The organism is Stenotrophomonas sp. SMYL41 (assembly GCF_036319965.1).
Classification (GTDB): domain Bacteria; phylum Pseudomonadota; class Gammaproteobacteria; order Xanthomonadales; family Xanthomonadaceae; genus Stenotrophomonas; species Stenotrophomonas maltophilia_R.
In genome coordinates, this window is record NZ_JAWIRX010000016.1 from 40,573 (window position 1) to 61,664 (window position 21,092).

The following is a 21,092-nucleotide window of genomic DNA, read 5'->3' on the forward strand; positions in this document are numbered from 1 at the left end:
CCGGCCGGCACGCGGCCGGCCGGATGGATACAGCAGGTGGATCAGACGCGCTTGTCGATGGCGACGAAGTCGCGGTCTTCCGGGCCGATGTAGTTGGCGCTCGGGCGGATGATCTTGCCGTCGATGCGCTGCTCGACGATGTGCGCGCTCCAACCAGCGGTACGGGCGATCACGAACAGCGGGGTGAACATGGCAGTCGGCACGCCCATCATGTGGTAGCTGACGGCGCTGAACCAGTCCAGGTTCGGGAACATCTTCTTGATGTCCCACATCACCGATTCCAGGCGCTCGGCGATGTCGTACATCTTCATGCTCGACTGCTCTTCGGACAACTCGCGGGCCACGTCCTTGATCACCTTGTTGCGCGGATCAGAGACGGTGTAGACCGGGTGGCCGAAACCAATCACCACTTCCTTGCGCTCGACGCGGGCCTTGATGTCTTCCTCGGCCTCATCCGGGTTGTCGTAGCGCTTCTGCACCTCGAACGCCACTTCGTTGGCGCCGCCGTGCTTCGGGCCGCGCAGCGCGCCGATGCCACCGCAGATCGCGCTGTACATGTCGCTGCCGGTACCAGCGATGACGCGGCAGGTGAAGGTCGAGGCGTTGAACTCGTGCTCGGCGTACAGGATCAGCGAGGTGTGCATCGCCTTCACCCACGATTCCTGCGGCTTCTCGCCGTGCAGCAGGTGCAGGAAGTGGCCACCGATCGAGTCATCGTCGGTTTCCACGTCGATGGCGCGGCCGTTGTGGCTCCAGTGGTACCAGTACAGCAGCATCGAACCGAGGCAGGCCATCAGCTTGTCGGCGATGTCGCGCGCACCCGGATGGTTGTGGTCATCCTTCTCCGGCGCCACGCATCCGAGCACGGACACGCCGGTGCGCATCACGTCCATCGGGTGCGCCGACGGCGGCAGTTCTTCCAGCGCCGCCTTCACCGCAGCCGGGATGCCACGCAGCGACTTCAGCTTGGCCTTGTACGAAACCAGCTCGGCGCGGGTCGGCAGCTTGCCGTGCACCAGCAGGTAGGCGATTTCCTCGAACTCGCTGGTGTTGGCCAGGTCCAGGATGTCGTAGCCGCGGTAATGCAGGTCGTTGCCGCTGCGGCCCACGCTGCACAGCGCGGTGTTGCCGGCAGCGGTGCCGGACAGGGCGACGGACTTCTTCGGCTTGAAGGTCGGGGTTGCGGTCGTATCGTTCATGTTTCCCTCCGAAAACTTGATGGTGCAGGGTACTGCTTATTTCTTGGCGGCGAACAGTGCATCGAGCTGCTGCTCGAAGGCGTGGTAGCCGATGCGGTCGTACAGCTCTTCGCGCGTCTGCATGCTCTCCACCACATTGCGCTGATGGCCATCGCGGCGCACCGCCTGGTAGACGTTCTCGGCGGCCTTGTTGGCCGCACGGAAGGCCGACAGCGGGAACAGCTGGATGGCAACGCCAGCCGAAGCAAGTTCATCGCGGCTGAACAGCGGGGTGGCACCGAATTCGGTGATGTTGGCCAGCACCGGCACCTTCACCGCGTCGACGAAGCGGCGATAGGTGTCCAGATCGTAGGCAGCCTCGGCAAAGATGCCGTCGGCACCGGCCTCGACACAGGCGATGGCGCGCTCGATGGCCTTGTCCACGCCGTCCACCTGGATGGCGTCGGTGCGTGCGATCAGGAAGAAGTCCGGATCGGTCTTGGCATCGGCGGCCGCCTTCACCCGGTCGACCATTTCACCCTGCGAGACGATCTCCTTGCCCGGGCGGTGACCGCAGCGCTTGGCGCCGACCTGGTCCTCGATGTGGCAAGCGGCCGCGCCGGCCTTGATCAGCGACTTCACGGTGCGCGCGATGTTGAACGCGCTCGGGCCAAAGCCGGTGTCGATGTCGACCATCAGCGGCAGGTCGCACACATCGGTGATGCGGCGCACGTCGATCAACACGTCTTCCAGGGTGTTGATGCCCAGGTCCGGCAGGCCCAGCGAGCCCGCGGCAACGCCGCCACCCGACAGGTAGATGGCGCGGAAGCCGGCGCGCTTGGCCAGCAGGGCGTGGTTGGCGTTGATCGCGCCGATCACCTGCAACGGCGATTCGGCAGCCAGCGCCTCACGGAAGCGGGCACCGGCGGAGAAAGGGGCGGAAGCAGTCATGCGGCAATCCAGGTTTGAAGAACGACGGGGTAGGCGCAAGCACCATGCCAAGCTGCAAGCCGTTGATTTCACGGGGATGACGCTCACGCAACAGTGAAACATATGAAACGTTGAAACAGATGTATCATGAAACACCCTGATCACCCCTCACCGTCATGTACCTGCCCCGCTCGCCCCTGCGCCACGCCGATGCCGACCCCGGCCGCCCGGTGATCTGGACCGTCAGCGTCTCGCGGTTGACCGGCCTGCTCGGCGACGTCATTCCCGAGTTCGACCGCCGCGCGCGCATCGAGCAGATCAACCTCGGCTTCGAGGAAGCGGTGGAGGTGATCGGCCAGCGCCTGCGACGCGAGCACTGCGACGTGGTGATCGCCGGCGGCTCCAACGCCGCCTGGCTGCGCGGCAGGCTGGAGCTGCCGCTGGTGCCGATCCAGGCCAACGGCTTCGACCTGATGGAGGCGCTGGCCCGCGCCCGCCGCATCGCCAGCCGCATCGGCCTGGTCACCCACGCCAGCGACGTACCGGTGTTCAGCAATTTCCAGCAGAGCTTCGGCCTGGATATCGAGCATCGCCGTTTCGTCACCCGCGAGGATGCGCGCGACTGCATCGCCGACCTGCGCGCCAACGGCATCGAGGTGATCGTCGGCACCGGCATGGCCATCGACCACGCCGAACAGGCCGGCCTGCCCGGGGTGCTGCTGTATTCGGCCGACTCGGTACGGCAGGCGTTCGAACATGCGCTGGAACTGACCCAGGCCCTGGCACGTTCCGGCAGCCATCGCCCTGCCCCGCGCCGGCGCCCGGCAGCGCGTGCCGATGCGCATGAACTGCTCGGCGACAGCGATGCGATGGCGCAGGTGCGCGCGCAGATCGCGCTCTACGCCCCACATGACAGCACCGTGCTGGTCAGCGGCGAAACCGGCACCGGCAAGGAACTGGTCGCGCGCCAGCTACACGCCGCCAGCAGTCGTCGTGGACGCTTCGTCGCGCTGAACTGCGGCGCGATCAGCGAATCGCTGCTGGAGGCGGAATTGTTCGGTTACAGCGATGGCGCCTTCACTGGCGCACGCCGTGGGGGGCGTGTCGGCCTGGTCGAAGCTGCAGATGGCGGCACCCTGTTCCTGGATGAAATCGGCGAGCTGCCGCTTCCGCTGCAGACCCGGCTGCTGCGCGTACTGGAGGAACGTGAAGTGCTGCGCGTGGGTGCCACCGAGCCGACGCCGGTGGACCTGCGCGTGGTGGCCGCCACCCTGCAGTCGCTGGAACAGCGCGTGGCAGCCGGCAGCTTCCGGCGCGATCTCTACTACCGCCTGGCAGCGCTGCGCATCGCGCTGCCGCCGCTGCGTGCGCGGCGTGCGGACATCCCGCTGCTGGCCCAGCATTTCTTCCGCCAGCTGCGGGGCATCGATGCACCACTGGATGAGGACGCACTGGCGATACTGACCACCGCCGAGTGGCCCGGCAACGTGCGTGAGTTGCGCAACCTGGTGGATCGGCTGCGCATCCACTGGCAATCCGGCGAAGGATTGATCGACGCGGCCCGGTTGCTGCAGCTGGCGCCTGAGCTGGTCAATGACGGCATCGCTGCACTGCCCGTGGAAAGCAGCGGCAGGCGTCCGCCACGTGCTCAGTTGGAAACACTGCTGCAGGAGCACCGCAATGACCGCGAAGGCATGGCGCAGGCGCTGGGCGTGTCACGCACCACGCTATGGCGCTGGCTGCGCGCGGAGGGGTTGTAACCACTCGTTGTCTGGTGGGTGCGGCCCCTGGTTCGCACCGCTCTTCCGTCAAGCATCTCATCCATGCATGGCGTGGAGCTACCGGAACACGCCAGATGCTGCAGACGCGCTCCGGCTGCGTGCGGACGAGGCACGCTCACCGCGCCCAACGTGCCTCGAAGGCGAACCGACCGCTCCCTGCCGCCGCAACCCATAACAGCAGCACCCCAAGCGGCACTTCGCTCAGGTAGAAGAACCAGCTCAGCCAATCCGGCACGCTCAGTCCCGCAGGAATGCGCGTGATGCCATCGGTCAGTGCTGCTACCGCACAGATGCCCGCCAGCAGCAAGGCCGAGGGGCGGCTCAACAACCCCAGCACCAGCAGGCCGCCGGCGATCCATTCAATCGCACCCAGTACCGGCGCACTGGACACCGGGAACGGAATGCCCGCGTCGACCAGCGTATGCACCATGCGCTCACGCCCCGCGTCGGTGAACAGCTTGTTCCAGCCGGACACACAGAACATCACCCCGGCCACGATGCGGGCGAGCAGCAGCAGGAAGGCTTCCACGCCACGGCGCGGTGAAGGCACGGCAAACAGGCAACGCCAGGAGGGCATGGCAACTCCGGAAGTCGAGGGCATTCGTCGGAGTGTGCCGGTCACTGGCCTGCTCGCAGATGAAGCGAACCGGTTGGTTCGGCCAGCCTGCTCCCGTAGTGCCGAGCCATGCTCGATTGCCTTCCCTGCCGGGACAACAGCAGCCGCGCAGGGCTCCACTCTACGGCAGCAACCCGTCGGCCAACAGGACCTCGATTTCCTCGACCTGCACCACCGGCACCTGCCAGGGATGATGCGGCACGATGCCCTGCTCGAAGATGCACTGCAGCCGCTGCGGATCACGCGGCAGGCAGAGTTCCAGGCGCACGCTGCCGACCACTTCGGTGCGACCCGCCACACCCTGCACGGGCGACGCGCCCACGCGCGGGCGGAACTGTTCGAACCCCGGCGCCGACCACCACATCCCGTGCTCGTAGTCACCGGCGGCCAGCGCGTCCACGGCGAGGATGCCCTGCTTCACCGCGTCCAGTGCTACCGATGGCACGAATACCACCACGCGGTACATCGGCAGGCGTTGCATCGCGCAGCCTTACGGGTAGAGCAGGCGCTTGCTCCAGCGCCCCTCGGCGCCGGCCTCATAGCACCAGCGTTCATGCAGCCGGAACTGCGCGCCGTACCAGAATTCGATGCGGTCGGGTACCACGCGCAGACCGCTCCAACCATCCGGGCGGGGCACGTCCTTGCCTTCGAAGCGGGCTTCGATCTCGGCCACGCGGGCGTCGAACTCCTCGCGCGTTGCCAGCGTCTTCGACTGCTGCGAGGCCCAGGCGCCGATCTGGCTCATGCGTGGGCGGCTGGCGAAATAGGCATCGGCCTCGGTGTCTGCCACCTGCTCGACACGGCCCTCGATGCGCACCTGGATGCCGGCCTCGCGCAGGCTGCGCCACAGGAACAGCAGCGCGGCCTGTGGGTTGGCCTGCAGTTCCCGGCCCTTGTGGCTGTCCAGGTGGGTGTAGAAAACGAAGCCACGCTCATCGAAGGCCTTCAGCAGCACAGTGCGCGCCGAGGGACGGCCCCGTGTATCGGCGGTGGCCACGGTCATCGCGTTCGGCTCGACCTCGCGGCTCTGTTTGGCCTCTTCGAACAGGCCGGCAAACGTGGACAGGGCTTCGGCGTACAGGTCGCTCATGATTGCGGTCTTCTCACACGGATTGGGCTATTGTGGCTGCATGGCCGCTGCTGCGTATATGCCCCAGGTGAAAGGATTCCCCGAAACATTGGCCGAACAGGTGCTGGACGATGCACTGGGCAGCGGCGCAGCAGTGCCAGTATTGGCGATCAGCGGCCTGCAGGGGAGCGGCAAATCGACGCTGGCCGCGCAGGTGGTGGCGCGCGCACAGGCACGCGGCCTGAACGCCGCTACGTTGTCGATCGATGACGTCTACCTCACCCGCGCGCAGCGCCAGCGACTGGCCCGCCAGGTGCACCCGCTGCTGATCACCCGTGGCCCGCCCGGCACCCATGACCTGCCGCTGGCCCACGCGGTGCTGGACGCGGTGGCCGCACGCCAGCCCTTCGCGATGCCGCGCTTCGACAAGCTGGCCGACGAGCGCCTGCCCGAGGCGCAATGGCCGCAGTTGCAGCAACCATTGGACCTGCTGGTATTCGAAGGCTGGTTCCTGGGCACGCCGGCACAGGATGACGACGCGCTTGAAAGTCCACTGAACGCGCTGGAGCGCGAGGCCGACGGCGATGGCCGCTGGCGCCGCTGGTGCAACCAGGCGCTGGCCCGCGACTACCCTGCGTTGTGGCAGCGCTGCGACCGCCTGTGGTTCCTGCAGCCGCCGGATTTCTCGGTGGTGCCGCGCTGGCGCTGGCAGCAGGAACAGAACCTGCAGGCCGCGCAGCCGGGCCGGCACGGCATGAGCCGGCCGCAGCTGGAGCGCTTCGTGCAGTACTACGAGCGGGTCAGCCGGCAGGCACTGCATGCCCTCCCGCGCCTGGCCGACCACGTGGTGATGCTTGATGGCCAGCGCCAGGTGCAGGCGGTGCGCTGAGGGCGCCTATTCCACCAGGAACGTCACCCGCAGGTTGACCCGCCATTCGGTGATTTCGCCGTTGCCATCGGTCACCACTTTGGTTTCGTTGATCCAGGCACCCTGGATGCCCTTGACCGTCCCGGACACCTTCTTCAAGCCACTGCGCACGGCATCCTCCACGCTCTTGGGCGAGGACGCATTGATTTCGATGACTTTGGCGACCGTCATGGCGGGTACTCCGTCAGGCGCGGGAAAACCCCCGCAGGAACGGCCACCCTGACGTGAAGAACGTAAAGGCCACGGCACAGAGGTGTTAGGATCACAGGGGCATGAATCCTGCTCCGAACCTGATCCTGATCGGCCCGATGGGCGCCGGTAAAACCTGCATCGGCCGCCGCTTGGCCGAGCGCTTCACGCTGGACTTCGTCGATGTCGACCAGGCCATCGTCGATGCCGCCGGCGCCAGCATCCCGACCATTTTCGAGCATTCCGGCGAAGCCGGCTTCCGGGCCCATGAACGCCAGGCCCTTGCGCGCGTGCTGGACGGCCGCGGCAAGCTGGTTTCCACCGGTGGCGGCGCCGTGCTGGATCCCGGCAACCGTGCACTGATCGCCCGGCGCGGCTTCGTGGTCTACCTGCGGGTCAGTGTGGCCGCGCAGCTGGAACGGCTGGCCCGCGACAAGGCTCGGCCGTTGCTGCAGCGCCCGGACCGCGAGCAGGTGTTGCACGATCTGGCTGCACACCGCGACCCGCTGTACCGCGAACTGGCCGACCTCACCCTTGATACCGACCCGTATACCGCTGCCGACGCGACCGCCCACCTGGTGGTCAAGCTGGCCACGCAATGGCAGCGCCAGGACCTGACCGCATGACTTCCCCCGCCCTGCTGCAGGTCGCCGTTGGCGGCGACCGCCCTTACTCCATCACCATCGGCGCCGGTGCCCAGGCCGACGGCGCCGCGCTGGCCTCGCATGTTCGCGGCCGCCACGTGCTGCTGCTCAGCGACAGCGAAGTGGCCCCGCGCTATCTGGACGCCGTGAAGCAGACGCTGATGGCCGCACGCCCCGACCTGATCGTCGGCGAGCACGTGCTGGCCGCGGGCGAAGCCTCCAAGACCCTGGCCGAATTCGGCCGCGCGATCGAAGCGCTGGCCGCGCTCGGCGCCACCCGAGATGCCTGCGTGTTCGCACTCGGCGGCGGCGTGGTCGGTGACCTTGCCGGGTTCGCTGCCGCCTGCTGGATGCGCGGCGTGGACTGCGTACAGCTTCCGACCACCCTGTTGGCGATGGTCGATTCGTCGGTGGGCGGCAAGACCGCAGTCGATATTCCGGCCGGCAAGAACCTGGTCGGCGCGTTCCATCCGCCGCGCGCGGTGATCGCCGATACCCGCGTGCTCGCCACCCTGCCGCCGCGCGAGCTGCGCGCCGGCCTGGCCGAAGTGGTGAAGTACGGCGCACTCGGCGACGCGGTGTTCTTCGAATGGCTGCAGCAGCATGCCGATGCGCTGATCGCCGGCGAAGACAACGTGCTTTCCGAAGCCATCGCGCGCAGCTGCCGGCACAAGGCTGCCATCGTCGAGCGCGATCCGTTCGAGAAGGGCGAGCGTGCCCTGCTCAACCTCGGCCATACCTTCGGCCATGCCATCGAGACCGAACAGGGCTATTCGGCCCCGGGTCGCGATGCGCTGAACCATGGCGAGGCGGTGGCGGTGGGCATGGTACTGGCGGCAAAGCTGTCCTCCGACCTCGGCCTGGCCGACGACGCCGACCGCGCGCGCCTGCAGGCGCTGCTGGAGCGCCTCGGCCTGCCGGTGGCGATCCCGGACGGGCTGGACCCGCAGGCCCTGCTCGGCCGCATGCGCCTGGACAAGAAGAACGTGGCCGGCCGCCTGCGCCTGGTGCTGTGGCGTGGCATGGGCCGCGCTGAAGTGGTGCCGGACGTGGATGAAGCGGCGGTGCTGAAGGTGCTGGGCGCGGGCTGATCGTTTCCGCGCTCGCCGGGCATGGCCCGGCGCTACCGGGGAGGTTTCATGAGGCTGCCGGCCAACGGCCGGCACGACCGCGTTGCGGCCGGGGTCACCCTGGCCCCGCTACAATCGGCGCCATGCACGTCTTCCTGCAACATCCCGACGCCGGTGCGCAGGCACCGCGTTTCCTGCGCCTGAGCCTGCTGCCGGACCTGTTCGGTGGCTGGGAGCTGCTGCGCGAGAGCGGCCGCGTCGGCAGCCGCTCGCAGCTGCGGCGCGAACTGTTCCTGCAGGCCGACGAAGCCCGCCACGCCTTCGAGAAGGCCCGCGATGCCGAATTGCATCGCGACTTCCAGATCCTTTCGCACGGCGACTGACGCCGCTGCTCCTCCCGTCCAAGGAATGCCCATCGTGACCAGCCCTCTCCGCAACGATCGCCTGCTGCGCGCCCTGCGCCGCGAACCGGTGGACTGCACCCCCGTCTGGCTGATGCGCCAGGCCGGCCGCTACCTGCCGGAATACCGCGCGACCCGGGCCAAGGCAGGCAGTTTCCTGGCCATGGCCAAGACCCCGGAGATCGCCTGCGAAGTCACCCTGCAGCCGCTGCGCCGCTTCCCGCTGGATGCGGCCATCCTGTTCTCGGACATCCTCACCATTCCCGATGCGATGGGCCTGGAGCTGTACTTCGTCGAAGGCGAAGGCCCGAAGTTCCGCCACCCGGTGCGTGATGAAGCGGCCATCGCCAAGCTGGCGGTGCCGGACATGGAACAGGACCTGGGCTACGTGATGGATGCGGTACGCCTGATCCGCCGCGAGCTGGACGGCCAGGTGCCGCTGATCGGCTTCTCCGGCAGCCCTTGGACGCTGGCCTGCTACATGGTGGAAGGCGGCGGCAGCAAGGATTTCGCGCGCATCAAGGCGATGGCGCTGAACCATCCGCAGGCCCTGCATCGCCTGCTGGAGGTCACCACCGAAGCGGTGATTGCCTACCTCGGTGCGCAGCGCGCGGCCGGTGCGCAGGCGCTGCAGGTGTTCGACACCTGGGGCGGCGTACTCTCGCCGGCGATGTACCGCGAGTTCTCGCTGCGCTACCTGCAGCGGATTGCCCAGGGCCTGGACCGTGGCGAGGGCAGCGAGCGCACCCCGCTGATCCTGTTCGGCAAGGGCACCGGCCTGCACCTGGAAGCGCTGTCGCAGACCGGTGCCGATGCACTGGGCCTGGACTGGACGCTGGACCTGGACGAGGCGATGCGCCGCACCGGTGGCCGCGTCGCGCTGCAGGGCAACCTCGACCCGACCACGCTGTACGCTTCACCGGATGCGATCGCCGCGGCCGCCGCGCGCGCGCTCGACACCTACGCGGCCGGCAACGGCGGTTCGCGCGAGGGCCATGTGTTCAACCTCGGCCATGGCATGTCGCCGGACATGGACCCTGCGCATGTGCAGGTTCTGGTCGACGCGGTGCACGCGCACAGCCAACGCTGAGCATTGCGCATGCAGGTACGGCGCGTCCTTGATCGCGCCGTGACCCGCATTGCGCGATCATGGCGGTCCCCACGCTGCACCGGCCGCACGCCATGCCTACATCGTCATCGACCTACAACCGCCACCGCCCCCTGCTGTGGCTGGTGTCCTTGGCGATCTTCATGCAGATGCTGGACTCGACCATCGTCAACACGGCCCTGCCGGCAATGGCGGCGAGCCTGGGCGAGAGCCCGCTGCAGATGCAGTCGGTGGTGTTCAGCTATGCGCTGGCGGTGGCCACCTTCATTCCTGCCTCGGGCTGGATCGCCGACCGCTACGGCACCCGGCGCACCTTCCTGGTGGCGATCATCCTGTTCACCCTCGGCTCGCTGGCCTGCGCGCTGGCCCAGCACCTGCACCAGCTGGTCGGCGCGCGCGTGCTGCAGGGCATCGGCGGTGCGATGCTGCTGCCGGTCGGTCGGCTGGCGGTGATGCGTTCGGTGCCGCGCGAGGATTTCCTGCGCGCGATGAGCTTCATCGCCATCCCGGCCCTGGTCGGCCCGTTGATCGGCCCGACGCTGGGCGGCTGGCTGGTCGAGATCGCCTCGTGGCACTGGGTGTTCCTGATCAACCTGCCGATCGGCGTGATCGGTTTCATCGCCGCGATGAAGATCATGCCCGACCACTACGCCAGCCATCGCACACGTTTCGACCTGCGCGGCTACATCATGCTGGCCTTCGCGATGGTGGTGTTGTCGCTGGCGCTGGACGGCATCTCCGGGCTCGGTACGCCACACGCATTGGTCATGCTGATGACCGTCGCCGGCCTGGCCGCGCTGGTGGGTTACTGGCTGCACGCCGCCAACTCCACTGCGCCCTTGTTCTCGCTGGCACTGTTCCGCGTGCCCAGCTACCGCATCGGCATTCTCGGCAACCTGTTCTCGCGCATTGGCAGCAGCGCCATGCCGATGCTGATTCCGCTGCTGCTGCAGGTCGGCCTCGGCCTGGGCCCGATGCACGCTGGCCTGATGATGGTGCCGGTGGCGGCCGCCGGCATGGTGTCGAAGAAGCTGGCGGTAAAGCTGGTCGAGCGCTACGGCTACCGCCGCGTGCTGATGGTCAACACCGTGCTGGTCGGCCTGGCAATGGCCAGCTTCATCCTGATGACACCGGGCCAGCACCTGGCCTGGCGCCTGTTGCAGCTGGCCTTCTTCGGCGCGGTCAATTCCCTGCAGTTCACCGTGATGAACACCGTGACCCTGCGCGATCTGGACCGCGAATTCGCCAGTTCCGGCAACAGCCTGCTGTCGATGGTGATGATGCTGGCCGCCGGTTTCGGCGCCGCAGCCGCCGGCAGCCTGCTGGCCGCGTTCGGCACCCACCTGGACAGCACCGACGCTACTGCGGCGTTGCATGCCACGTTCCTGTGCGTGGGCGCGATCACGCTGACCTCGACGATGATCTTCTGGCAGCTGCCCGACACCAAGCCTGAACCGCGGCAGGTCGAGCACGTCGCGGAGTGAGGTCTGGCAGGGCCTGCGGCCCTGCACCCGCTACACGCAACGGCAACGGCAACAGCTGAAGCAACAGCCAAAGCAGCATTCCGTGGGATGGTGGGGCGGTGTCGGGTTGCGGGGACGCCGCAAGTACGTCCTTGTAGGCTTGGCAGCCGCATCCATGCGGCTGACACCCCGCAACCCGACACCGCCCCACCTCTGACAGATGGTCGCTGCTGTTGGTGGCTGTCGACCTTGGTCGACACATCGGTCAGAAATCGAAATGAACATAGGGTCAGATCCATTTTGATATCTGACAGAGATTCATCCACGCATGGCGTGGATCTACTGGCCACCAGGACAGGTCTCGAGGGAAAGCCCCCTGAGTCAGGGGGCGGCCGCGAAGCGGCCGGGGTATGGGTGCTGGTAAGAGGGGCCCGCGTTTCGCGCAGCGAAGCGTGGGAGCGACAGCGCGCATGCGATGGCGTGTACCAGGGCCGCAGGCCCTGCTGAATCCCTACCTTCCCATCGCCCTGGCGATCGCTTCCACCAGCAGCTCGCCGGTCACCGGCTTGCGCAGGAAGCCACCGATGCCGGCCGCTTCCACCTGCTGCTGAAGGTCCGGATCGGTGCGTGCGGTCACCGCCAGCAACGGCAGCATGTAGCCCTGGTTGCGCAGGTGCTGGGCCAGTTCGAAGCCGCTCAGGCCCGGGAGGTCCAGATCCAGCAGGCCGACGTCGAAATCGCCGGCACTGATCTCGCGCAGCGCCGCCAGCGCGTGGCCCGCATGCACCACCTCGTGGCCGCGTGCGCTCAACAGCCCCCGCACCACATCGGCCACGGTGGCATCGTCCTCGACCAGCAGCACCCGCAGCGGTGGCATGTTCGCCGCCTCGTCGCGATTGCCCTCCCCGGACGCCTCGGCATCACTGTCCACCACCAGTGGCAACGGCAGGGTCACGCCGAAACAGGTGCCTCGGCCCAGCTGGCTCTCCACCTGGATCCGCCCCTGCATTGCATGGGCCAGCTCGCGGCAGATCGCCAGGCCGAGGCCGCTGCCACCGTACTGCGCTGCGGTACGTGCACCGTCGGCCTGCTCGAAGCGGCGGAACAGGCGCTGCTGCTGTTCCTGGCTGATGCCGGGGCCGGTATCGCGCACTTCGAAATGCAGCGCGCGCAGTTCGCCATCGCAGCGTGCATGCAGGGTAATCGTGCCGCGGCTGGTGAATTTCACTGCATTGGACAACAGGTTGAGCAGGATCTGCCGCACGCGCATGGCATCACCGGTCGCCTGCAGGCCCGGCGGCAGCTGGTTGTCGAGGGTGAAGCGCAGGCCCTTCTGTGCGGCCAGCGGGCCCATCAGGGCCGCGAGGTCGTGCAACAGGCCATTCAAGGCAAACGACTGCGACTGCAGTTCCAGGCGGCCGGACTCGATACGCGCCAGGTCCAGCGCATCGTTGACCAGGTGCAGCAGGTGCTCGCCAGCATGCCGGATCGACTGCGTGTAGCCACGCTGCTGCGGGTCCAGTGGTGATGCCAGCAGCAACTCGCTCATGCCCAGCACGCCGGTCATCGGTGTACGGATCTCATGGCCAAGGTTGGCCAGGAAGCGGGTCTTGGCCGCCGAGGCCTGCTCGGCCAGTTCCTGCTTGTGCAGCGCCAACTGGTAGGCGTGGCGCCGCTGCAGGCGGCGTCGGTACAGCCAGGCGAACCAGCTGGTCAGCAGCAATCCGACCGACGCCAGCACCAGCAGGCCGGACAGGCTGCGCCACCACGGCGGCTGCACGCGGAATTCCAGGCTCTGCACCCGCGACCACACATGGTCGGCCGAGCGTGCCTGTACTTCCAGCCGGTAACTTCCCGGCGCCAGGCGCGAGAACAGGCGCTCGCCCGCCGGGCCGACTTCGACCCAATCCGGATCGTAGCCCGCCAAGCGGTAGCGGTAGGTATTGGACGCCGAGTCGGCGAAGGACAGCAATCGCGCGACGATGCGCAGGTCGCGGTCGCCATCGGCGATCTGCAACGGTGCATCGTGGGTCATGTCCAGCACCTGCTCGTTGCGGCGCACTTCCACCCGCTCGATCACCAGTGGGGCGCGACGTACCGAAGGCCGCACCTGCTCCGGATCGAACACCACGGCGCCCGCCGCTGTTCCGGCCACCAGGTGGCCATCGGCTGCTGCAATCAAGGTGTGCTCGCGGAACTCCTGGCTTGGCAGGCCGTCGTGCACGCCATACAGGCGCACGCTCTGCCCATCGGCGCTGACACGTACCAGGCCGCGTGCGCTGGTCGCCCAGGCCACGCCCTGCGCATCCACCACCAGGCCAGAGGCGGAAATCGCCGGATAGCCCTGTTCGGCACCGACCACCGCCTGCCGTTCCAGGCGCCCCTGGCTCCAGCGATATCGCGACAGGCGCCCGTCCTCGGACAACCAGACCTGGCCATCGCCGCCCACATGCAGCGCATGGATGGCGGTTGCCGGCGCCCCCGGCACCGGCTGGAAGCGCTCGCTTTCCGGCAACCACTGCAGCAGGCCACGGCTGCTGGCCAGCCAGATGTGGTCCTGCGGACCGCATTCCACATCGAGGTTGAGCTGGCCCTGCTGCAGTCCGCGCTGGCCATTGTCCAGCTGGCGACGCACGCGCCCGTCGAGGTCGCGCTGCTGCAGGCCTGCGGGCAGCATCAACCAGAGGCTGTCGCCATCGCAGGTCATCATCGCTTCGATGACCCCTTCCATCGCTGCATCGGCACCGGCGTCGCGCCCCCAGCGGCGCACGTCGCGCCGTTGCGGGTCGTAGCGCACCAGCGCATCGGTCGACCCGATCCAGACCTGGCCGCGACGGTCCTCACGTACCGACGACAACCAGTGCATGCCGTTGACCCAGGTACGGTGCTGTTCGATCCTGCCCGTTTTCGGATCGAAGCGATCCAGCGCGCCATGGCTGCCCACGGTCCAGACGCCGCCATTGCTGGACGGGCTGGTGCCCAGCACCAGCGCATTGCGCAGCGAACTGGGGTCGTCCTCCAGGCGCGACAGCACCGAGAACTGCCACCAGCGTGGCAGCAGGTGCCACAGCCCGGCATTGGTGCTGGCCAACCAGATGCCCCCCTCCCGATCCTCATAGGCACCGGTCCAGTTCGGTCGTACCGGCTCGCGCGCGATCGCGCTGTACAGCGGCACGGTCTGGTACTGGCCATCGACCGCGCGCCCCAGCCCGGTGCGCGTATCCAGCCAGTGCCCGCCCTGCTCGTCGCGCAGCATCATGCCCAGCACCTGCTCGCCCGGCGGAAGCTTCCACGGGGGTGCCTCGAAGCGCCCATCCGGGCGGCGCACGGTGGCCCCGGCCAACGTGCTGATCCACAGGCTGCCATCCGGTTCGGTGGTCAAGCCGTTGATCAGCAGACTGGGAATGACGTCCGTACCGACACGCTCGAAGTCGGTCCCGGTCCAGCGCGCCACGCCATGCTTGGTGCCGATCCACAGGCTGCCATCGGGCAGCGTGGCCAGGTAGGGCACCGACGCGGAGGGCAGGCTGCGCGGATTGTTCGGCTCGGGCAGGAAGCGCTGCAGGCGGTCATGGCTGTCCAATCGATACAGGCCACCTTCGTGGGTACCGAACCAGATCGAGCCGTCAGGCGTGCTGGCCAGGCTCCAGACCGTGTTGGTGCCCATCAACGGCTGGCTGCTGCGGTCGTAGAAGTGCAGCTGCCGACGGTCGGCCGACATGCGCACCAGGCCGGCATTCTCGGTCCCTATCCACAGCTGGTTGCGGGCATCGACCAGCACCGTCCAGATGCGGTTGTCACGCAGCCCGTCCTCCGAGCGCCACACCCGGTAGGTGCGCCCGTCATAACGGGCCAGGCCATCGTTGGTGGCGATCCACAGGTAACCGTACCGGTCCTCGGCCATGCGGTTGACGGTATTGGACGGCAAGCCATCGAACACCGTCACCTGCCGCGGGCTGGGAGGCACCGGCTGTGCCGCAGCGGGCAACGCGCAGCACAGCAGGACCAGCAGCAGCATCGCCGCCCGCAGATACACCACCGATTGCCTCCTCACGCTGATCCTGATGATTCCCGCGCTGCGGGCGTCGGCATGGTAAACCGAAAGTCGCGCCGTTCACGCCCGGCGCCGACGCAGTCACGCAGTCGCCTGCCGTTTCGCACGCGCCTGGGCGATGGCCGCCACCAACAGGTCGCCGGTCACCGGCTTGCGCAGGAAGCCATCGAAGCCTGCGGCCAGTACCTGGGTTTCGGCATAGGCATCGGAACGGGCAGTCACTGCCACCAAGGGCAGTTCATAGCCCATGGTGCGCAGCTGGCGGGCGATGGCCGTACCGTCCAGTGCGGGCAGATCAAGATCGAGCAGGCCGACGTCGAAACCCTCGGTGGCGATCTCCGACAGCGCGCCCAGGCCATGCAGCACGTGCACCACCTCGTGCCCGCGCACTCGCAGCAGACCAGCGATGACTTCGGCCACCGTGGCATCGTCCTCGACCAGCAGGATGCGCAGCGGCGGCAGTTCCGGCAGGGCCGCCACCTCGCCCGCCGTGCTGGCGGACTGCCGCGTCCAGGGCAATGGCAGACGCACACGGAACCGCGCGCCCTTGCCTGGCTGGCTGTCCACTTCGATACATCCGCCCATGGCCATCGCAAGTTCCTGGCAGATCGCCAGCCCCAGCCCGCTGCCACCGTAGCGCGATGCGGTGCGCGGGCCGTCGGCCTGTTCGAATCGATGGAACAGGCGCTGCTGCTGCTCGGCATTGATGCCCGGGCCACTGTCATGCACTTCGAAACACAGGCCGCCCTTTTCTTCCAGGCGTACGGCCAGGCCGACGTGGCCACGCTCGGTGAACTTGATGGCGTTGCCGAGCAGGTTCAGCAGGATCTGGCGCACACGCATTTCGTCGCCGCTGACGCTGACCGGCCCTGCGGGGTCCTCACCACGCTGGAATTCAAGCTGGCGCTGCTGCGCCATCGGCTGCATCAGGCCCTGCACCTGGTCGAGCAGCTCCTCCAGGTCGAACGGATGCAGGTCCAGCTCCAGCCGCCCGGCTTCGATGCGGGCCAGGTCCAGCGCATCGTTGACCAGCCGCAGCAGATGGCTGCCGGCCTGCTGGATCGACCCCGCGTAACCGCGCTGCACCGGATCGAGCGGAGTGGCCAGCAGCAGCTCGCTCATGCCCAGCACGCCGGTCATCGGCGTGCGCACTTCGTGGCCAAGCGTGGCCAGGAAACGGCTCTTGGCCTGGGAGGCCTGCTCGGCCAGCTGCTGCTTGTGCACCGTCAGCTGCCATTGCTGGCGACGACGCAGCCGCGCGCGGACCGACCAGACCAGGACCACCAACAGCAGCGACCCCAGCAGGATGTAACCGAAAATCGCCATGCCGCTGCGCCACCACGGCGGCAGCACCTTCACATGCAACTGCTGCGAAGGCGTCCATGCGCCCCGGGCGGTCGCCGCCTGCACCTCGATGACGTAGCTGCCGGTCGGCAGCCGCGACAGGGTGCGCTGGCCATCGCCCCCCTGCTCCACCCAATCCTGATCGTAACCCTGCACGCGGAAACGGTAACGGTTGCCCTGCGGGCTGGCGTAGGACAGCAGTCGTGCATCGATCTGCAGATCGCGGTCATCCGGTCCCAGCAACAGGGTGCCGGTGACCGGCAACGGTTGCCAGCCGCGCGCATCATCGCGGCGCACCCGCACTTCGGCGATCACCAGCGATGAAGACGGCAGCACGGTGTCGTCGGCATTCACATCGAAGGCAACCAACCCGGTCTGGGTGACGGCCAGCACGCGGCCGTCGGCGTTGACCGCCGGCGGGCGGCCGGTGAACTCCGCATCGGAGAGGCCATCGCGTTCGTTGAACTGCTGCAGGCGCCGCGTCTTCGGGTCCCAGCGCAGCAGGCCGCGCGGCGTGGTGGCCCACAGCTGGCCATTGTCGGCCAGCGCCAGCCCCCCCATGGTGACCGGCGGCACGCCCGCACTGGCGTCGATGCGCTGGATCAGGCGCAGGCTCATGCCATCCCACTGGTAGCGCTCGAACGCACCTTGGCGCGCCAGCCACAACTGCTGCGGATCGATCCACACCAGGTCGTAGATGGGCCCGCGCGAAACGCCCGGTACTGCCTCGAAGCGTCCAGCCTGCTCGCGCCAGATGCCCATGTCGCCCATCACCCAGGGCCGGCCATGGGCGTCGAAGCGGATCTGCTCGATCGGCGCATCGGCCGTTCCGCGGAAATGCTCCAGCGGATAGCTGTGCAGCAGCCGCCCGTCCGGACTGCGCTGCTGCAGGTCCAGGCCCATCACCGACACCCACACCGTGCCGTCAGGCGCCTGCCGCATCAGGTCGATGCGCTGGCGCAGGTCGGCACTGCCATCGATCCGCAGATCGCGCAGCGCGCCGGTGGCCGGATCGTAGACAGTGATGCGACCGCCGCGTCCCAGCCACAGGCGACCATCCGGGCGCGGCAACACCGACCACACCACGCCATTGCCGAGCTGCCGGTCGCTGGCCAGCAGGCGCAGGGTGCCCTGCGCATCCAGCTGGTACACCCCTCGCGCCGAGCCGACGTAGTAGTTCTTCCCGTCGCTGGCCGCGCTCAACAGGTACTGGCTGTCCAGCGGCTTGCCGTCGAGCTGGTTCCAGATCGAGAAGCGCCGCCAGTCCGGCGGCAGATAGGCCAGGCCCTGGGTCAGCAGCGCCACCCACAATCCGCCCTCGTGATCCTGCAGCAGATCGAGCACGCCGCTGTGCGCGGTCAGGAAGCCGCTGCCGCGGTCGCCTTCCAGCCGGCGCAGCGCCGCCGCATCCCCTCGCAACAGGCCATCGGAGGTGCCAGCCCAGTAGCCCCCCTGGCGATCGGCCAGGACCAGGGCCGAGCGCAGCTGGGCGCTGTCGGGCCAGCGCGGGCGACTGACCCGGTCCTGGCCATCGATGCGGTACAGGCCATCGTTCTGGCTGCCTACCCAGATCGAACCCTCCGCATCACGGCTCAACCGGAGCACGCTCAGCGTACCCAGTTCCCGCGCGCCTACCGGCTCGAACCCGCTGCCATTCCAACGTGCCACACCGGCTTCGGTGCCCACCCACAGGCGGCCCTGTGCATCGACCAGGCTGGTGAAGATGCTGTTGCTGGGCAGGCCACCCGGATGCGCTGGATCATGGGTGAAAAGGCGCACGCTGCCATCTTCGCCAAGACGGCAGACGCCATGGTTGTTGGTACCGATCCACAAGGCGTCGTCGACATAGGCCAGTGCCCAGAACTGCCCCTGGCAGGTGGAATTGACCGTGTCGAAGGTCCGGAAGCGTTCGCGATCGGCATCCAGGCGGGCAACGCCCTTGCCGTTGATGCCCAGCCAGACCCGGTCCAGCGGGTCGATCAGCAGGGTCTCGATCTCGTTTCCAGGCAGCGAGCCCGGCTGTTCCGGATCGTGCTCCCAGACCCGCAGGCTGTTGCCGTCATAACGGGCGAGCCCACCGTCAGTGGCCGCCCAGATGTGGCCCTGGCGGTCCTCGGCCAGCGCCACCACCATGCGCGACGGCAAGCCTTCGGCGGCACCGAATCGGCGCAGGCGCGGTGTTTCTGCCATGTCCAGGGTTGCAGCCGCCGTGGCCATCGCCACCAGCAGCAGACCCATACCTGCGATGCCACGGCACCACCGGCGCCAGCCGCTCGTCATCCTGAACCCCCTGTCCTGGGCCGATTGTCACACAGGGCCGGGTTCATGGCTGCAACAGCGTGTTTCCAGCGGTGGCGCCACCACGAACTGTTGCAGCCATGCACGCAACGTTGGCAGGGGGCTGTGCGTATGATCACAGCGTCCCCTTCCGGAGCCCGCCATCGATGCGTCCCTGCCTGGCCCTGCTGCCGATGCTGCTCGCCACCGCCCCTGCCTGGGCGGCCGCTGACACCTATCGCCTCGATCCGGTGCATACGCGGGTGCTGTTTTCCATCGACCACGCGGGTTACTCGCAGGCCATGGGCACGGTGTCCGGCAGCGAAGGCCGCGTGCTGTTCGATCCCGACAACTGGCGCGACGCCACCCTGGAAGTGGACATCCCCGTGTCGCGACTGGACCTGGGCGACGCCAAGTGGAACCAGGCCACGCTGGCCCGCAGCCTGCTCGACGGCGAGCGATTCCCCAGCGCACGCTTCGTCTCCAGCCGGGTCGAACCGATCGACGCCAAGCGTGCGCATGTGATCGGCACGCTGACCCTGCGCGGGGTCAGCCAGGAAGTCACCCTGGACGTGACCCTCAACGCGCTCAAGCGCTACCCGCTCCCTCCATTCCGACGCACCGCCGGGTTTTCCGCCAGTACTACGCTGAGCCGGCGCGCGTTCGGCATCACCGCCTGGCCGGGCGTCATCGGTGATGCGGTACAGGTGAGGATCGAGGCTGAAGCCACCCTCGACCGCAGCGACGCCCCGGGAACTCCCGCCCCCGTTCCACACTCCGACAACACGACGGCCCCCAAGGACCCTTCATGACCGCCAAGAACACCCCTGCCGCCTGGGGGAGTGTCAGCCAGATCCTGCACTGGTTGATCGCACTGCTGATCCTCGCCTTGGGCGTGGTTGGCCTGACCATGGGCGAACTGCCCAAGACGCCCAGGTACTTCTGGGTCTACACCGCGCACAAGTCGATCGGCATCACCGTGCTGGCACTGGTGCTGTTCCGTCTAGGCTGGCGCCTGTATGCCGGGGCACCGAAGCCGGTGCCGGGCGTGCCCAGCTGGCAGGAACGCATCGCCAGTGCCACCCACGTGCTGTTGTATGTGCTGATGTTCGCCATCCCGCTGTCGGGCTGGCTGTACGACTCGGCCAGTGGCCTGCGCCCGTTCCGCTGGTTCGGCCTGGTCGACGTGCCCAAGCTGAGCGGCCCCGACCCGCAGGTCGTCGCGGTGTCCCATGCCCTCCACGAATACGGCTTCTGGCTGTTGATCGCGGTGGTGCTGGCCCATGCCGGCGCTGCCTTCTACCACCACCTGTTCCAGCGCGATGCAACGCTGTCCCGCATGTTGCCGCGCGGCTGGCTCGCCTCCCCTCAGAAGGACTGACCGATGAACCTGAAACTGACCACTCCGGCCGCCGTGGCCGCCGCCCTGGCCGGCATGCTGGCTACCGTCCCGGCGCTTGCTGCGGACTATGCGCAGGCCCCGGGCGCCGGCTCGATCCTGGTGTTCGCCACCAAGTACGACGGCGAAGTGTTCACCGGCAGCTTCCCGGGCTTTGCCACCAAGCTCAGCTTCGACCCGGCCAACCCGGCCGCCGGTTCGCTGGACGTGGTGATTCCGCTGGCTGGCGCCAAGAGCGGCAACAGCGATCGTGACTCGACCCTGCAGGGCGCCGACTTCTTCAATGTCAGCAAGTTCGCCACCGCGCGTTACACCGCCAAGGGCTTCCGCGCAGTGGGCAACGACCAGTTCGCCGCCGATGGCACCCTGGAGCTGCGCGGCGTCAGCAAGCCGGTCACCCTCACTTTCACCTGGAAGCCGGGCACCCAGCCGGTGCTGACCGGCAAGGCCACGGTCAAGCGCCTGGACTTCGGCGTCGGCGGCGGTGACTGGGCGGACACCAAGACCATCCCGGACGACACCGCAATCAGCACGATCGTGAAGTTCGACGCGAAATAAAGCGGGTCTGGTAGTGCCGGCCGCTGGCCGGCATCACCGGGCATGGCGGGGTTGCCCCCCAGCGGCCGGCCCTACCGCAAGAT

At 67.8% G+C, this 21,092-nt stretch carries 18 protein-coding genes; 10 read left to right on the forward strand and 8 right to left on the reverse strand.

Features of this window, described 5'->3' with window-relative positions:
* Positions 1 to 41: 41 nt before the first annotated feature.
* Both prpC and prpB read right to left on the reverse strand, forming a co-directional pair.
* Positions 42 to 1,199: a 2-methylcitrate synthase gene (gene prpC / locus V3B30_RS17175; RefSeq protein WP_014038133.1), complete on the reverse strand. Its 1,158-nt coding sequence runs from the start codon at positions 1,197 to 1,199 to the stop codon at positions 42 to 44.
* A gap of 36 nt (positions 1,200 to 1,235) precedes the next feature.
* The gene (prpB, locus tag V3B30_RS17180) at positions 1,236 to 2,129 is read right to left on the reverse strand and encodes a methylisocitrate lyase (protein WP_012511842.1); all 894 of its coding nucleotides are present in this window, start codon (positions 2,127 to 2,129) and stop codon (positions 1,236 to 1,238) included.
* Between the two features lie 155 nt (positions 2,130 to 2,284).
* Here prpB and prpR point away from each other — a divergent pair, with 155 nt between their 5' ends.
* A complete protein-coding gene (gene prpR, locus V3B30_RS17185; RefSeq protein ID WP_262082844.1) occupies positions 2,285 to 3,868 on the forward strand; it encodes a propionate catabolism operon regulatory protein PrpR in 1,584 nt (527 codons plus the stop codon).
* Between the two features lie 136 nt (positions 3,869 to 4,004).
* On the opposite strand, the gene V3B30_RS17190 is transcribed toward prpR, so the two are convergent.
* The 3 genes from V3B30_RS17190 to pdxH form a co-directional block, all read right to left on the reverse strand.
* Entirely contained in the window at positions 4,005 to 4,466 is a 462-nt protein-coding gene (locus V3B30_RS17190) for a DoxX family protein (RefSeq protein WP_100473608.1), read from the reverse strand.
* A gap of 160 nt (positions 4,467 to 4,626) precedes the next feature.
* Positions 4,627 to 4,986: a hypothetical protein gene (locus V3B30_RS17195; protein ID WP_262082845.1), complete on the reverse strand. Its 360-nt coding sequence runs from the start codon at positions 4,984 to 4,986 to the stop codon at positions 4,627 to 4,629.
* Between the two features lie 9 nt (positions 4,987 to 4,995).
* A complete protein-coding gene (gene pdxH / locus V3B30_RS17200) occupies positions 4,996 to 5,595 on the reverse strand; it encodes a pyridoxamine 5'-phosphate oxidase (protein WP_100473610.1) in 600 nt (199 codons plus the stop codon).
* Positions 5,596 to 5,635: 40 nt separating this feature from the next.
* On the opposite strand from pdxH, the gene V3B30_RS17205 reads away from it, so the two are divergent.
* Positions 5,636 to 6,463 (forward strand): kinase, encoded by an 828-nt coding sequence (locus V3B30_RS17205; RefSeq protein ID WP_100473611.1) that lies wholly within the window; start codon positions 5,636 to 5,638, stop codon positions 6,461 to 6,463.
* Positions 6,464 to 6,469: 6 nt separating this feature from the next.
* On the opposite strand, the gene V3B30_RS17210 is transcribed toward V3B30_RS17205, so the two are convergent.
* Positions 6,470 to 6,673 carry a dodecin family protein gene (locus tag V3B30_RS17210; protein ID WP_012511846.1) on the reverse strand — a complete coding sequence of 68 codons (204 nt, stop codon included), beginning with the start codon at positions 6,671 to 6,673 and terminating at the stop codon, positions 6,470 to 6,472.
* A gap of 101 nt (positions 6,674 to 6,774) precedes the next feature.
* On the opposite strand from V3B30_RS17210, the gene V3B30_RS17215 reads away from it, so the two are divergent.
* From V3B30_RS17215 to mdtD, 5 genes are all read left to right on the forward strand, one after another.
* Positions 6,775 to 7,317: a shikimate kinase gene (locus tag V3B30_RS17215; RefSeq protein WP_100473612.1), complete on the forward strand. Its 543-nt coding sequence runs from the start codon at positions 6,775 to 6,777 to the stop codon at positions 7,315 to 7,317.
* Positions 7,314 to 8,426: a 3-dehydroquinate synthase gene (aroB, locus tag V3B30_RS17220; protein ID WP_262082846.1), complete on the forward strand. Its 1,113-nt coding sequence runs from the start codon at positions 7,314 to 7,316 to the stop codon at positions 8,424 to 8,426. Before V3B30_RS17215 ends, aroB begins: the two co-directional genes overlap by 4 nt.
* Before the next feature lie 122 nt (positions 8,427 to 8,548).
* Positions 8,549 to 8,788, forward strand: coding sequence for a WGR domain-containing protein (locus V3B30_RS17225; protein ID WP_262082847.1), 240 nt, complete (start codon positions 8,549 to 8,551; stop codon positions 8,786 to 8,788).
* A 25-nt stretch (positions 8,789 to 8,813) separates the two neighbouring features.
* Positions 8,814 to 9,896 carry a uroporphyrinogen decarboxylase gene (gene hemE / locus V3B30_RS17230; protein WP_262082848.1) on the forward strand — a complete coding sequence of 361 codons (1,083 nt, stop codon included), beginning with the start codon at positions 8,814 to 8,816 and terminating at the stop codon, positions 9,894 to 9,896.
* Between the two features lie 92 nt (positions 9,897 to 9,988).
* Positions 9,989 to 11,398, forward strand: coding sequence for a multidrug transporter subunit MdtD (gene mdtD / locus V3B30_RS17235; protein WP_100475236.1), 1,410 nt, complete (start codon positions 9,989 to 9,991; stop codon positions 11,396 to 11,398).
* Positions 11,399 to 11,888: 490 nt separating this feature from the next.
* Here the strand turns inward: mdtD and V3B30_RS17240 are convergent, their stop codons facing one another.
* Together V3B30_RS17240 and V3B30_RS17245 are read right to left on the reverse strand one after the other, a co-directional pair.
* Complete coding sequence (locus V3B30_RS17240) at positions 11,889 to 15,416, reverse strand: hybrid sensor histidine kinase/response regulator (RefSeq protein WP_262082849.1); 3,528 nt, start codon at positions 15,414 to 15,416, stop codon at positions 11,889 to 11,891.
* A 96-nt stretch (positions 15,417 to 15,512) separates the two neighbouring features.
* Entirely contained in the window at positions 15,513 to 19,055 is a 3,543-nt protein-coding gene (locus V3B30_RS17245) for an ATP-binding protein (protein WP_262082850.1), read from the reverse strand.
* 164 nt (positions 19,056 to 19,219) lie between these two features.
* Here V3B30_RS17245 and V3B30_RS17250 point away from each other — a divergent pair, with 164 nt between their 5' ends.
* From V3B30_RS17250 to V3B30_RS17260, 3 genes are read left to right on the forward strand one after another with little or no spacing between them, the layout of a single operon-like run.
* Entirely contained in the window at positions 19,220 to 19,864 is a 645-nt protein-coding gene (locus V3B30_RS17250) for a YceI family protein (RefSeq protein ID WP_100473619.1), read from the forward strand.
* The gene (locus V3B30_RS17255; RefSeq protein WP_100473620.1) at positions 19,861 to 20,433 is read left to right on the forward strand and encodes a cytochrome b; all 573 of its coding nucleotides are present in this window, start codon (positions 19,861 to 19,863) and stop codon (positions 20,431 to 20,433) included. Before V3B30_RS17250 ends, V3B30_RS17255 begins: the two co-directional genes overlap by 4 nt.
* A 3-nt stretch (positions 20,434 to 20,436) precedes the next feature.
* Positions 20,437 to 21,009, forward strand: coding sequence for a YceI family protein (locus V3B30_RS17260; protein ID WP_262082851.1), 573 nt, complete (start codon positions 20,437 to 20,439; stop codon positions 21,007 to 21,009).
* Positions 21,010 to 21,092: the final 83 nt, after the last annotated feature.

Coding starts and splice junctions, on each gene's coding strand:
- prpC (WP_014038133.1), bottom strand. CDS start 1,199: ATGAACGATACGACCGCAACCCCGACCTTCAAGCCGAAGAAGTCCGTC.
- prpB (WP_012511842.1), bottom strand. CDS start 2,129: ATGACTGCTTCCGCCCCTTTCTCCGCCGGTGCCCGCTTCCGTGAGGCG.
- prpR (WP_262082844.1), top strand. CDS start 2,285: ATGTACCTGCCCCGCTCGCCCCTGCGCCACGCCGATGCCGACCCCGGC.
- V3B30_RS17190 (WP_100473608.1), bottom strand. CDS start 4,466: ATGCCCTCCTGGCGTTGCCTGTTTGCCGTGCCTTCACCGCGCCGTGGC.
- V3B30_RS17195 (WP_262082845.1), bottom strand. CDS start 4,986: ATGCAACGCCTGCCGATGTACCGCGTGGTGGTATTCGTGCCATCGGTA.
- pdxH (WP_100473610.1), bottom strand. CDS start 5,595: ATGAGCGACCTGTACGCCGAAGCCCTGTCCACGTTTGCCGGCCTGTTC.
- V3B30_RS17205 (WP_100473611.1), top strand. CDS start 5,636: ATGGCCGCTGCTGCGTATATGCCCCAGGTGAAAGGATTCCCCGAAACA.
- V3B30_RS17210 (WP_012511846.1), bottom strand. CDS start 6,673: ATGACGGTCGCCAAAGTCATCGAAATCAATGCGTCCTCGCCCAAGAGC.
- V3B30_RS17215 (WP_100473612.1), top strand. CDS start 6,775: ATGAATCCTGCTCCGAACCTGATCCTGATCGGCCCGATGGGCGCCGGT.
- aroB (WP_262082846.1), top strand. CDS start 7,314: ATGACTTCCCCCGCCCTGCTGCAGGTCGCCGTTGGCGGCGACCGCCCT.
- V3B30_RS17225 (WP_262082847.1), top strand. CDS start 8,549: ATGCACGTCTTCCTGCAACATCCCGACGCCGGTGCGCAGGCACCGCGT.
- hemE (WP_262082848.1), top strand. CDS start 8,814: ATGCCCATCGTGACCAGCCCTCTCCGCAACGATCGCCTGCTGCGCGCC.
- mdtD (WP_100475236.1), top strand. CDS start 9,989: ATGCCTACATCGTCATCGACCTACAACCGCCACCGCCCCCTGCTGTGG.
- V3B30_RS17245 (WP_262082850.1), bottom strand. CDS start 19,055: ATGACGAGCGGCTGGCGCCGGTGGTGCCGTGGCATCGCAGGTATGGGT.
- V3B30_RS17250 (WP_100473619.1), top strand. CDS start 19,220: ATGCGTCCCTGCCTGGCCCTGCTGCCGATGCTGCTCGCCACCGCCCCT.
- V3B30_RS17255 (WP_100473620.1), top strand. CDS start 19,861: ATGACCGCCAAGAACACCCCTGCCGCCTGGGGGAGTGTCAGCCAGATC.
- V3B30_RS17260 (WP_262082851.1), top strand. CDS start 20,437: ATGAACCTGAAACTGACCACTCCGGCCGCCGTGGCCGCCGCCCTGGCC.